The 12032-nt window shown below is 35.6% G+C and carries 13 protein-coding genes; 8 read left to right on the top strand and 5 right to left on the bottom strand.

The annotated features are described in order from the left end of the window. Window positions 1-16 precede the first annotated feature (16 nt). From BS1321_RS03500 to BS1321_RS03480, 5 genes are all read left to right on the top strand, one after another. The gene (locus tag BS1321_RS03500) at window positions 17-799 is read left to right on the top strand and encodes a DeoR/GlpR family DNA-binding transcription regulator (protein WP_063234555.1); all 783 of its coding nucleotides are present in this window, start codon (window positions 17-19) and stop codon (window positions 797-799) included. A 113-nt stretch (window positions 800-912) separates the two neighbouring features. After that, window positions 913-1785 (top strand): Cof-type HAD-IIB family hydrolase, encoded by an 873-nt coding sequence (locus BS1321_RS03495; RefSeq protein WP_063234556.1) that lies wholly within the window; start codon window positions 913-915, stop codon window positions 1783-1785. Between the two features lie 29 nt (window positions 1786-1814). Next, the gene (locus BS1321_RS03490) at window positions 1815-2144 is read left to right on the top strand and encodes a DMT family transporter (protein WP_063234557.1); all 330 of its coding nucleotides are present in this window, start codon (window positions 1815-1817) and stop codon (window positions 2142-2144) included. 40 nt (window positions 2145-2184) lie between these two features. Then, window positions 2185-2505: a DMT family transporter gene (locus BS1321_RS03485; RefSeq protein ID WP_057276213.1), complete on the top strand. Its 321-nt coding sequence runs from the start codon at window positions 2185-2187 to the stop codon at window positions 2503-2505. Window positions 2506-3112: 607 nt separating this feature from the next. Beyond that, entirely contained in the window at window positions 3113-4063 is a 951-nt protein-coding gene (locus tag BS1321_RS03480; RefSeq protein ID WP_063234558.1) for a sugar phosphate isomerase/epimerase family protein, read from the top strand. Between the two features lie 434 nt (window positions 4064-4497). Here the strand turns inward: BS1321_RS03480 and mscL are convergent, their stop codons facing one another. Both mscL and BS1321_RS03470 read right to left on the bottom strand, forming a co-directional pair. Further along, window positions 4498-4896: a large conductance mechanosensitive channel protein MscL gene (mscL, locus tag BS1321_RS03475; protein WP_063234559.1), complete on the bottom strand. Its 399-nt coding sequence runs from the start codon at window positions 4894-4896 to the stop codon at window positions 4498-4500. A 520-nt stretch (window positions 4897-5416) separates the two neighbouring features. Beyond that, on the bottom strand, window positions 5417-5809 hold the full coding sequence (locus BS1321_RS03470) for a fatty acid desaturase family protein (protein WP_419555873.1): 393 nt from the start codon (window positions 5807-5809) through the stop codon (window positions 5417-5419). Between the two features lie 421 nt (window positions 5810-6230). On the opposite strand from BS1321_RS03470, the gene BS1321_RS03465 reads away from it, so the two are divergent. Further along, window positions 6231-6581 (top strand): hypothetical protein, encoded by a 351-nt coding sequence (locus BS1321_RS03465; RefSeq protein ID WP_063234561.1) that lies wholly within the window; start codon window positions 6231-6233, stop codon window positions 6579-6581. Window positions 6582-6694: 113 nt separating this feature from the next. On the opposite strand, the gene BS1321_RS03460 is transcribed toward BS1321_RS03465, so the two are convergent. Both BS1321_RS03460 and abc-f read right to left on the bottom strand, forming a co-directional pair. Beyond that, window positions 6695-7474 (bottom strand): DUF2935 domain-containing protein, encoded by a 780-nt coding sequence (locus BS1321_RS03460; RefSeq protein WP_094246679.1) that lies wholly within the window; start codon window positions 7472-7474, stop codon window positions 6695-6697. 271 nt (window positions 7475-7745) lie between these two features. Beyond that, window positions 7746-9386, bottom strand: coding sequence for a ribosomal protection-like ABC-F family protein (gene abc-f, locus BS1321_RS03455; protein ID WP_063234563.1), 1641 nt, complete (start codon window positions 9384-9386; stop codon window positions 7746-7748). Between the two features lie 455 nt (window positions 9387-9841). Between abc-f and BS1321_RS03450 the strand changes: the two genes are divergently transcribed. Continuing rightward, a complete protein-coding gene (locus BS1321_RS03450; protein WP_063234564.1) occupies window positions 9842-10612 on the top strand; it encodes a GH25 family lysozyme in 771 nt (256 codons plus the stop codon). Window positions 10613-10657: 45 nt separating this feature from the next. Here the strand turns inward: BS1321_RS03450 and BS1321_RS03445 are convergent, their stop codons facing one another. Beyond that, a complete protein-coding gene (locus BS1321_RS03445) occupies window positions 10658-10837 on the bottom strand; it encodes an H-type small acid-soluble spore protein (protein ID WP_063234565.1) in 180 nt (59 codons plus the stop codon). Window positions 10838-11084: 247 nt separating this feature from the next. Between BS1321_RS03445 and blaOXA the strand changes: the two genes are divergently transcribed. Beyond that, window positions 11085-11891 (top strand): class D beta-lactamase, encoded by an 807-nt coding sequence (gene blaOXA / locus BS1321_RS03440; protein ID WP_081113006.1) that lies wholly within the window; start codon window positions 11085-11087, stop codon window positions 11889-11891. Window positions 11892-12032 lie beyond the last annotated feature (141 nt).

Here is a 12032-nt window from a genome sequence, read left to right as displayed (position 1 = left end):
ATCGAGGTGGAGAAATATGTCTGTTTTGCCCGAAGAAAGAAAGAATGAAATTTTAAAAGAACTTAACAAAATGGGAAAAGTAAAAGTTATAGAATTAGTTGATCAATTTAATGTTTCCGAGGAAACGATTCGACGCGATTTGATGATATTAGAGGAAAAAGGACTTTTAAAGAGGGTTTACGGTGGAGCGATTAAAACAGTCTTTGAATTTGAGGAGCCTCCATTTACACAGCGTACAACGGTGAATCAAGAAGCGAAAATCAAGGTTGGGAAAAAAGCAATAGAACTCATTTCTAACGGAGATGTGATTGTCATTGATGTAGGGACAACCATGCTTGAATTTGCCCAGTGTATTGAAAATAAAAAAGACATTACGATTTTAACCAATTCTCTTCCTGTGTCGTCTGTGTTAACCGAATTGCTCAATCAAAATAAGTTTACAGGACAAATTCTATTACTAGGAGGACAAATTGATCCAAAGCATCAATCTATATGCGGCGGTCTCACTGAACAAATGTTAAATCAATTTAATATTGATAAAGCGTTCATTTCAGCTGGTGGTGTTTCCATTCAAAGTGGGGTTAGTAATTATCATTTACGTGAAACATTAGTTTCACGCAAGATGGTCGAGGTATCAAAGCAAGTTATATTGCTAACGGATTACTCTAAAATTGGTGTCGACACATTTTGTAAAGTTTGTCCTCTAGAAAAAGTCGATGTGATTGTCTGCGAGCAACCCTTTCCAGAGGAATGGAGAAATCATTCAAAATTAGAGGAAGTCAATTGGATTCAAGCATAGCCCATAAAAGGGAAGAGGGAGTACTCTCTTTTTTGATTAGATATTTATTGATAGCAGGTAAAAAAGCTAGAAAGAGAATTTAATAGATTGAATGAGAAAAGGAGCTATATAGCATGAGTTTCATTGCGATAGATTTAGACGGAACATTATTAAACGACCAGAATGAAATTAGTGAAGAAAATATAAAGGCGATTCAATATGCCCAAGATAGAGGCTTTGAAGTAGTTATTTCAACAGGACGAGCTTATTTTGACGTTCAAACAATTTGTGAAAAAGCCGGGATTTCCCCATTTGTAATCGGGACAAATGGCGCAACCATTCATTCAAAAAGCGCAAAGTGCATTTCTTCTATTACCATAACTAAAGATCGTGTCGAATCTATTCTCCAATGGTTAGATGAACGGAATTATTATTACGAAGTGTTTACTGATAAAGCCATTTATACTCTTAAAAAAGGAAGAGAACATTTTCATAATGAGATTAAAAGTTTGAAAAGCGCAGATTTGAATACAGATATGAAAGAATTAGTTGAAGTAGCAGAAAGGCAATTTGACCAGTTTGGATATGTTTTAGTTGAAAACTATCATGATATCTTAAAACAGGAGGAAGAATTCTATAACATTTTAGCATGTTCTTTTGATGAAAAGAAATTAGAGGAAGCCTGGAACCAATTCAAAAAGTTTGATGAGTTGATGGTTGTTTCATCTGCTGATCACAACATTGAAATTACTAGTAAAAGAGCTTCAAAAGGAATGGCCCTTGAAAAATTGGCTTTCTTGATGAATGGCTCATTAGATAAGGCTATGGCAATCGGGGACAGCAACAATGATTTATCCATGTTCCAGAAAGTTGGATACAGCGTAGCGATGGGAAATGCAAAAGATGTCATAAAAACTGTTTGTACAACGACAACCCTTAAAAATGATGAAAATGGGGTAGCTTATGCGATTTATCGATATATGGAGAACTTCGTGGTTCAAAAATAAGTGTCAATGCCAAAGGAGAGAGCGATAAAATGGCATGGATATATATCATAATGGCAGGACTTTTGGAAATTGTCTGGGTGATCGGTCTTAAATATTCACACGGATTCACGAAAATTATACCTAGTACAGTAACGGTAGTTATTATAATCTTTAGTTTCTTTTTACTTTCAAAAGCTTTACATTCAATACCCTTAGGAACTGGTTACGCCATTTTCACTGGATTGGGAACAGTGGGAACTGTAGTAACTGGGATGCTTTTTTTGGGTGAGACCATTAATCCACTGAAAGTATTTTTTATGGCTTTAATGATATTAGGGATAATTGGAATAAAAGTCACTCCAGCACAACCTAAACATTAAAGGAAATGAACTGATTTATACAAGGTTAGGGGATAATTCAATGGCTTGGTTTTTTCTTATTATTGCCGGATTTGCCGAGATTGGTAGTGTTATAAGCCTGAAACGTGCAGACGGGTTTAAAAAATTGCTACCCTCTGTAGCGTGTCTTTTTTTGGGAAGTTTAAGCTTTTATTTTCTATCCTTGTCATTAACTTCACTTCCAGTGGGTACTGCTTATGCAATATGGACTAGTATCGGCTCTGTTGGAAGTGTTTTAGCAGGAATGATCTTCTTTAATGAACCCAGAAGTTTAAGATTAAACCTATTCATTATGTGTATCATTGCAGGGGCTATAGGTATCAAAATGACTTCTGGACATTAATCAAAAAAGACCTTTAATTTAAGAAGCTAATAGATGACTCCCATATGTTGCGGGAGTCATTATATTTAGGCTTCATTGGTAACGAATTTTATTCTTCCATATATTCTTAAATTGATTAGTATAACTCATCAAAATTACCAAAATGGTATGTTAAGCGGACCGGTAGGCGATTTCTTGCTGATAAAAAGTTCAAATCTCCATCTAAATATTTGAGGGGGGTTTTTGCAGCATCGATCATCGGAATGATTATATTTATTCTCTTACCTCATCAAACTCTTAATGTATATGTTGGTGTAACCTTTTCGCCTACGGTTCGATTATCATTACTCAAAGAGCTGTATTCTTTGCTCCTATTGAAGAAGTAGGAATCCCGCGAGAAATAAGTGGTGCAGCAGTTTCTATAGCCTGCTTAGTTGGATATGCCCATTCTATGTTTGCATTTATTCTAAATGGAAGCATGTTAGATCAATCACCAGGAATAGAAGGCAAAAGACTTGTCTTTTTGACAATGATCGCGTTCGCAGTCAAAGGTTTTATTATAAGCAGCTTAGTTAAAATCGTAAACAAGAAAAAAGAAATAAATACTTAATTAAAGGTGGGGAAAAAAATGAAAATTGGATTAGAAACAGAAAGCTATCACTTGCAATTTATTACAGGTCGAATGGATATTTTCGGTTTTATCAGAAAAACAGCTGAATTGGGATTAGACGGAGTCATGATCAATATTGTTCCATGGCCAGGGTTGCCAGGATGGGGCACTTTAGAATCATTTGAACCGGAATATTTAGAGAGAGTAAGAAAAGAAATTCAAAAGTATGGATTTTTCGCTGAAATAGACACAAATGGAAGCGATCCGGAACATCTAAAAGAGGTAATTGAGGCAGCATATAGAATCGGAGCGGATGTGATTCGCACGTATACATGCTTAGGAGAGTATGATCCGGAAAGATTGAAAAAAGCACCAGGAGATATCAAACAAATTGTACCATTATTAGAGAAATACAGGATAAAACTAGCTGTGGAAAATCATGAGGAAGAGTTAACAGATGAGGTTATTCAAATTATTAATGAAGTCAACAGCCCTTGGGTTAGCGCTCATTGTGATGTGGGCAACGGAATGATGGCATGGGAGGATCCGGTTGAAGCTGTAAGAAAATTAGCACCATATGCATTCACAACCCATTTTAAAGATCATATTATCATTCATGATGGCGAGGATTATAGGGTATGTGGTGTACCAGTAGGGACAGGCAATATTGATACAGAAGAATGTTTTAAAATACTGGTTGAGAAATCTACCCTAACTAGAATCAACGTTGAAATGTGTTTTCCATATGCCATCAATTTTAAGAGAGAGCTTGGTGCAGGCGGAGTCTTTGCGGTTGGAGAAGGAGCTTTCAAAGTTGAACAACCTCCTTATGATTTAAGTGTCATTAAACCATTGGATTACTATTATCCTCCAAAAGAACTTTTAGAACAAATGATTGAAGATCAAGAAAAAGGTACAGAACAATCGGTTAAGTATACCCTTGCTTTACGCGATAAATATTGCCGATAAATTATATGCAGAAAGTTGGGGTCAAGAGTAAAGCTTCATTGCTTTACTCTTGATCATTTTTACAAAGTGAAGGAGGATGCCTTATATTATCCCATAATCCATTGTTAGTTGTTCGAAATAGCTGATTGTTGTATAAATTTGTTCATATAAAGGTGATATGTTTAAAATTAGTGCAGCAGTTCCAGCTTATACTCTCTATTGGTTCGTTAGAGAGACTCTTTTGATTGCCATCATTACTGTCACTTTGCTTTACGAATTTCAACACACGGTTCTTTAATAAGTGTCGCATGTCTTGTTGAAGTAACGGGTACGTAGTTCAATAAGACATTAATAACTAACGCTTTAAACCAGCCCCTCTCAATTAAGAGAGGGGCTTTATCTTATTCTCAAGTGATTTTTGACTATTTCTACACTTTTACTGATTCAGTATATACTTATGATGTTTCATCCTGCCGTGAATTTTTTTGTAAAAGATCACGGATTTCCTTTAAATATTGCTCGGATGCCGGTACCGCTTCCAATACCTCTTCCTCGTTCGCTTGTTTTTTTCTAATAAGAGAATTCGCTACCTTCATAAACATGAAAATCGCAAATGAAATGATCAAGAAATCAATCACAGCTTGGACAAATTCACCGTATTGAACAACTGCGTTTCCAACTGTGATAGATAACGAAGAAAAATTGACCCCTCCTAATAAAATTCCTATTAGCGGTGTGATAATATTATTGACTAGTGATGAAACGATCTTCCCAAAAGCAGCACCCATTACTACAGCTATTGCAAGATCGAGAACGTTTCCTTTGGTAATAAACTCCCTGAATTCCTTTATCATCGTAACTACACCTTTCTTTTTTTAATTGATAAAAGCATATCAGAAACATGGTGAAAATTGAATAGAGTATGAGGCATCCATTATTTCCAAAGATAGGACCATCCATCCGTTTAATCATTTGAATCCGTTAATATAATGCAATGACGGCACTCCGAACAAGGGAAATAGAACGCTATTTTCCATTCAAAAAACATTAAAGAGCCGTTATAATAGCAGGTCTTATTGTAGAAGGATTTAAGAATGGGCATAGAACAAATCAAAAAAAGTAATTGAAGGCAGAGGGGGAACGACTAAGGCGTCAATTTTCAATGTCTATAAGGCAAAGGCAGGTAAAGCCGTTTTCAACCACTTGAGGAAGGGGGTGAATATAAATGTATTCGTTTGGCGATAATTATATTATTGTACTACCCCCTAAGTGGTACTCCTCCATTGTTAAAAGCCCTTCTCTTAATCGAGAGGGCTTTTTTTGTTTAGCACTTTGTTAAATAATTTTTGTTTATAGGAGCTTTTTGGACTGCAATTAGATTGATTTGGATTTTTTATACTTCTGTCCAACCAAAAATATCAACGGGGAACCTATAATGCTTGGAAGAAACCAAAAAATTAATGGGTTCCATTGATTCAAGATAGTTATATTGGATACATTTACTACAAGAATTGCAGTACAAATAGCGATATAGGAACCGAGCATCCCGCTTATATGAGAGGCAATCCAGTTTTTCCATTTCTTCTTAGCAGATACATAGCCTAAAAATGCGAAAGAATATGAAAATATCCCAATGAAAAATAAATATGCGCTGCTTTCCCAATTCAATATTGCCATTGTCAGGGATGTGACAAAGACTACAACATATGCACTGTGATAAATTTCACCACAAATTGTATGCATACCTCTTTTTTTCTTTGAAGACATAGCACCTATTCCACTAATAAGACATGTTGCTCCAGTGCAAATGTGAATGTACAGAATGATTTCAAAGATAAGCAACCTTCCCTTCGTTAAATAATCATTTTCATAACGTAACAGATTAAATATTTATTTTATTATAATACAAATATTTACCAAAAATATGAATGTTGATTTGCAAAGAACAAAATCAATTCAGTTATGGCAGATAAGTTTCCATACAATGGAGCACCCTTTGCAAAAATGGTCAGGCGCTGTATTCGTTGCGGGAAATCGTCAGTGAATCTGGTTTTTATGTGTTAATTTCTATATTTGGAATAAAGGGTCAGTGCGGTACTCAAAAGGGTAGTGTGTATCGTCCTTTTTAAGGGAAAAGGAGGATTTTACGTTTCGTTTGAAGAATGTTTTGACGATGGGGGTGGAATAATTGCGACAACATAAAGAACACGACTTATCTAAAGAGGACATTTTTAGAATGATTGTTAAGCACCTTGATGTATTTCCATTGACAAGTCTAGAGGCTATCAAAGAAGTGATTAGAAGTTCATTAAAACAACGAGGCTTGATAGGGGGGATAACCAAACAAACAGGAGCCGCTCCTGTAATATATAACCGGAAAATATCAGACCAGGATATCCAGTTAATAAATGATTGTATATGTGACCTTTTAAATAGCTGTGTTATCCAACCTGGTATTAATGATGATAATCTGGATTTACCATGGATTCATGTTTCTGATAAAGAGAAACTTAAAACATTGGTGAACTCCCTGTCTTAACTTTTTACATATAAAAGCCCTTCTCTAAATCGAGAGGGGCCTATTTTAGGTTAGAATTTTTTTATCCGATAATTGCAATTTTCTATATCAGTCATACTCAATTAATTGTATTTTTATCCTGTAAGATGGGATTCAAACATATCGATAATTTCAAGGAAACGTTCGGCTTCACGGAAAACATGATCAGCCAATAGTGGATGGATAATGCTCTTGATTTTGCATTCTTCGATTAAATCTCTGGCGGTTTTCTTAAAGTCTCGAAGTGATACGACGGAAACACGGTTCTGATCTAGAAATTGATCCAAAAGAGGGGCCGTTTGAGATTGAGGTTTCATGGACTCTAAGTCTACTGCTTGAAAGACTAATTGATCAAAATCATTACTAAAGTTTCGCGCCATATCCACCAGCTTTCTTTCCGATGGATCAAGGAGATGTCCGATGAATTTTGCATGATCCGCCATGATCCTTAAAAAGAAAACATTTTCTTTGATGATGGCATCTGCAAGTGGTTTCAATTTACCCTCATTTAATTCTTTTAATCGTTTTCTAAAATAATTGGCTTCCCTGCTTGTATGGTCGACTAAAAGTGGGAAGTTGTTTGCACCAGGCAATTTACAGGTGAGTATTAATCCTAATACCTTCCTTTTAAATAAAAATATGCCTGTAGCAGCCTGTTGCACTTCCGCATTAAATCTTCTAATCTGTTCTGGATCAGTTTGACTTGTAAATGAATGGGATTGCTGTTCTATCCGTTCAAATAAATGATAAAACTGATTAGCTTCCTCAATTAGCTGTGTATCTTCACATCTAAACCCTAGTCTTAGAAATAACGAATGTTCCTTCATTATTCTTGACCAAAAACGAATCTCATCTAAAGAGCGTTCAACAAACATTCCAAAGTTATTCCTCATATTAGCTTCCTGTGTGTTCTCACTCATAACTAAAGCCTCCTTTAATAAGACACAACCACCATTTAAATCTTATTAAAAAGGAGTCATTAGTATTCTAATTAATCTGCATATAAGTCAAATCAATTCAAATACCATGTAACTTTCTTGGAAAAACTTCGGCAGACACTCTGTATCTGAAAAAACCCTTAGAGTTAATACATTCTAAGGGTTCCCGTATTTTAATCCAGCAGTTTCATTAAGTTACTTTTGAAAGTCATTTGTCACAAAGTTCATTTATTTTTTTCGTAAGCTCATTAAACTTCTGGTCGAGTTCTGTGTAAGCTTTATCGTTTGGAGTCATAAAGCTAAGCTTTCCCAAAACTTCTTGTCTTTCTGTTTCAAGTGTTAATCGTAGTTCTTCCAGATCATCTCTTTTTGAGGAGGATGATTCATACAATTGCTTTTGTATGTGATTATTCGAAATGATGAGTTTGCTGCTTGTCGTTTTTTCGAGAAAATATCGATCATGCGAAACGACGATTAGCGTTCCAGTATACTGTGCTAAGGTATCTTCAAGTTGTTCCCGTGAAGCTAAGTCCAGGTGATTTGTCGGCTCATCCAAAATGAGCACATCTTTTTCTTCCAAGATATATTCCATTAACTTACATTTAACTCGCTCACCCATACTCATATTCTTAATGGGTTCTGTCCAATGAGATGCCGTGAAGCCTAAATGCTTCATTAAAGTTTGAACGTTCCCTCTCGACTCGAAAGTTTCTTTATGAAATAGCTGGGAGGGTGTTAGTTCAAGTGGTAAATCAAACACTTCTTGCGTCAAATAGCCAATTTTTGCAGATGGTGAAATCCATATATCGCCCGCAAAAGTTTCATGTCCAAGAATTATTTTTAATAATGTCGTCTTTCCACTGCCATTAGGACCTATTATGGAAACCTTCTCACCATGCTGAATCGTGAAATTGACGTTTTTAAATAGTGTTCGCCCGTTAAAAGACTTAGTTAAATTCTTAACTTCCAAAAAACGTTTTCCCGTCTTGTTTTTTGCTTTAATTGAAAAGCGTACAGTATATTCTGATTCAACAGGTTCAACTTTTGCCTTTTCAAGCTCTTTTTCAAGACGCTTTTGTTTAGATTTTACTTGTGCATCCATTCGCTTTGCTTTTACGCGATAGTATTCCTTAACTCCTTCCTTTTTCGTCGATTGGGAATGGGCTTTTTTTGACCAAGAATTGATTTCATTCATTTGTCCCTCGATCCGTTCAACCATTTTTTGCTGTTTTTCATATTCACGTTGTTGTGTAAGTCTTTTCTGTTTACGAACCTCCATATAACTAGAATAATTCCCTCTGTGTTCAATTAGCTTTTTATCTTCAATCGACCAAATTTTCGTTGTTACAGCATCCAAAAAATAACGATCGTGCGAAACAAAAATAATGGTGCCTCTATAATTTTTAATTTGTCCTTTGAGGAATTCTAAACTTTCCTCATCAAGATGGTTCGTCGGTTCATCTAATAGTAAAAGGTCTGCATCTTTAGAAAGACCTTTTGCAAGTCGGGCTTTCAGTTTTTCTCCCCCGCTTAATTGTGGGAAGTCATGGCTTGGTACATGCATCTTATCTAGTAATTTAACTTCGGAAGAGGTCTTTTCTTCTGAAGAATGCGACTCGACTTCTTGTTCTACCATAAAAACTTTCAAGCCTTGCTGCAGCCATTGGAATTGTCCATGTGCAGGCTCTAAATCATTATTAATTAATTGCAATAACGTAGATTTACCGGTACCATTTTTACCAATGATACCGATGATCTCCCCTTGTTGAACACTAGCGTTTACATTTTCAAAAATGTTAAGGTCCAATAATTCATAGCTAATATTGGTTAATTTTAACAGTTCTTTCATATAATCTATCCCTCTCCTTAAAGGGAGAACAAAAAAAATCCTCCCAGTTCATATGGAAGGATTAGTCATACCTGTGCATTATCAAATAAGAGCTATTGTGAATATAGCTCTGTAATTTATAGAAAATGGGCAGACTAATCCTATTTCGTATGATTTGAAATATGTGATTTCAAATTTTAAAAATAAGATTAGTTAATCATCGGCCACCCATCATCCCTTCTGATATTAATAAAATCAGTATAGCATAAAATAATCTTTGAAAACAAAAGGAAGCAGCATAATACTTTGCTTTCAATCTAATTTTAAAGATTTATAATTGTTTTAACTCGATCAAATACCTTATTATAAGGTGGGCAATAGTACAGCATATTTCCTATATGATGTGTTTATAAGGGCTATGATAAAATCATAAACATTTACCACCATAGGGTTGTTTCCTTGAGGAGGACATTAATATGGAATATATAAAGGGAATCGATGTTTCACATTGGCAAGGTGCTATTAATTGGGAGGAAGTTGCAAAGGCAGACGTGAAGTTCGTGTTCATTAAAGCAACAGAAGGAACGAGTTATTCCAAGCTATCCTATTTCAAAGAAAATGCACCACAAGCATTGGCAGCAGGATTGAAAGTCGGGGCGTATCACTATGCAAAGTTTGCAACTGTTGCAGAAGCAAAGGGTGAGGCTGCTTATTTTTTAGATTCTATCAGCTCTTTTGCTTTAAATTACCCTGTTGTTCTTGATCTTGAAGAAAATAAAAAAAAGGCAAAGAAAAAAACTCTGACCGATGCAGCAATAGCTTTTTTAGAAGCTATTGAAGAGGCTGGATACACGGCTATGCTGTATACAGGTAAATACTTTCTCGAAAATACTTTAGATGAATCAAGGTTGACGAACTACGCTTTGTGGATTGCCAGATACAACAGCACGTTGGGACGTAGCACAGATATTTGGCAGCATTCTGATTCAGGTAAGATAAGCGGGATCAGCACAAAGGTGGATTTGAATATAGCCTATAGGGATTTTACAAATACAATAAATACTTTTAGGACGCACAACACCCGTGCATTGAAAACCGAAACATCCACAACTTATACTGTAACAAAAGGCGACACGCTTAGCTTCATTGCAAAAAACCATAAAACAACGGTAAAATCTCTTGTTAGTCTTAACGGAATTAAAGACCCCGACAAAATTTATATCGGTCAAAAGTTAAGGCTGAAATAAGTAAAGGCTCTTCTCATTACGAGAGGAGCTTATTTTTGATATTCCTTATATTTCTTTAAGTTCGTCAATTGCTACTTCTGATCTTTCCTCTAATGGTCCTCTTAGATGAACTGTAGCCGTTCTTCCATCTTCATTTATATTATCAATCCATACTGAAGTGCCATTATATCTCACCTCAATGTCAGATGAAGAAGAAAGTATTTGTTTTACACGCTTTACATCCACATATATCCCTCCCTGCTAATTGGTCTACCTATTATTTGGGGAAAGGCTTAATTTTATTCGTTTATTCAGGGGATTAATATTGCAACTAAATCATATAAGGCGCAATGATGTTTAATCTTCCAGGTTATCCGTCGTGAATATTTAAAGTAAGTGCTTTTTGAAAAGGTGAGAATTCTTAATCTTAAAAATATTGAGTTTATCTGCTAGAATGGATAGGATTGTAAAAAAAATCTTTGAGGTGATGAATTTGAAAAAACGTAGGCTTCTGGCAGTCCTTTTAATACTTTTTGGAGCAACCGTATTATTTACATGCATGCAACAGCCAAGTGGAGCCAATGCCGCCAAAGAGAAACTCAACATTAAGAAGCTCGATGTCGATGAATTTTTTGCTGAACGTGATGGAACTTTTATATTACGTGAGGTGAAAAAAGGCAAGACTTTTATCTATAATAATGAACGGGCCGAACAAAGATTTGCGCCGCAATCGACTTTTAAGGTGCCTAATGCACTCATCGGATTACAGGTAGGGGCTGTCGAGGATGAATATGACATTAAATATTGGGATGGAGTGAAAAGGGAAATCGAGATATGGAACCAGGATCATACGCTTGGATCTGGTTTAAGGAACTCCGTTGTTTGGTATTATCAAGCAATGGCCCGTGACATTGGAGAAAGTCGAATGGAGAAATGGATTCATAAGATTTCCTATGGCAACCAAGATATTAGTGGAGGGATTGATCAGTTTTGGCTAAGTAGCTCCCTCAAAATTTCTCCTATTGAACAAGTGGATTTTATGGAAAATTTATATAGAGAGAATCTTCCTTTTGATAAAGATGTCATGAAAACCGTTAAAAGGATGATGATTCAGAATGAAGGGGACAACTATACACTTTACGGAAAAACAGGGCAGGGGTCCAACATTGGCTGGTATGTTGGTTTCATTGAAACCAAGGAACGTGACTATGTTTTTGTAACGAATATCTCCGGTACATCGGCAGACGCCAGGAACATCACAAAGGACATTTTACAGAAATACCATTTAACGAAAGAGTAGGGAGGAATTAAAGTATTTTGAAATAGGTCGAAGATTTAAATCCCACTTTTTCTTAAATGGAACGAAGTCTAAGCATAAAAGAATAATATAGAGCTTACGGATGCTTTACTATCAATAGGGGAGTTAAATGGGTACCTCCTA

It is taken from the genome of Peribacillus simplex NBRC 15720 = DSM 1321, assembly GCF_002243645.1.
Taxonomy (GTDB): domain Bacteria; phylum Bacillota; class Bacilli; order Bacillales; family DSM-1321; genus Peribacillus; species Peribacillus simplex.
The sequence above is the reverse complement of the archived record's forward strand: the minus strand, read 5'-3'. Positions and strand labels throughout refer to the sequence as shown.

Excerpts from the sequence above, each read along its gene's own strand:
- mscL (WP_063234559.1), bottom strand. The coding sequence starts at position 4,896 with ATGATAAAGGAATTCAGGGAGTTTATTACCAAAGGAAACGTTCTCGAT.
- BS1321_RS03485 (WP_057276213.1), top strand. The coding sequence starts at position 2,185 with ATGGCTTGGTTTTTTCTTATTATTGCCGGATTTGCCGAGATTGGTAGT.
- abc-f (WP_063234563.1), bottom strand. The coding sequence starts at position 9,386 with ATGAAAGAACTGTTAAAATTAACCAATATTAGCTATGAATTATTGGAC.
- BS1321_RS03470 (WP_419555873.1), bottom strand. The coding sequence starts at position 5,809 with ATGTCTTCAAAGAAAAAAAGAGGTATGCATACAATTTGTGGTGAAATT.
- BS1321_RS03490 (WP_063234557.1), top strand. The coding sequence starts at position 1,815 with ATGGCATGGATATATATCATAATGGCAGGACTTTTGGAAATTGTCTGG.
- BS1321_RS03450 (WP_063234564.1), top strand. The coding sequence starts at position 9,842 with ATGGAATATATAAAGGGAATCGATGTTTCACATTGGCAAGGTGCTATT.
- BS1321_RS03495 (WP_063234556.1), top strand. The coding sequence starts at position 913 with ATGAGTTTCATTGCGATAGATTTAGACGGAACATTATTAAACGACCAG.
- BS1321_RS03460 (WP_094246679.1), bottom strand. The coding sequence starts at position 7,474 with ATGTTTGTTGAACGCTCTTTAGATGAGATTCGTTTTTGGTCAAGAATA.
- BS1321_RS03480 (WP_063234558.1), top strand. The coding sequence starts at position 3,113 with ATGAAAATTGGATTAGAAACAGAAAGCTATCACTTGCAATTTATTACA.
- BS1321_RS03500 (WP_063234555.1), top strand. The coding sequence starts at position 17 with ATGTCTGTTTTGCCCGAAGAAAGAAAGAATGAAATTTTAAAAGAACTT.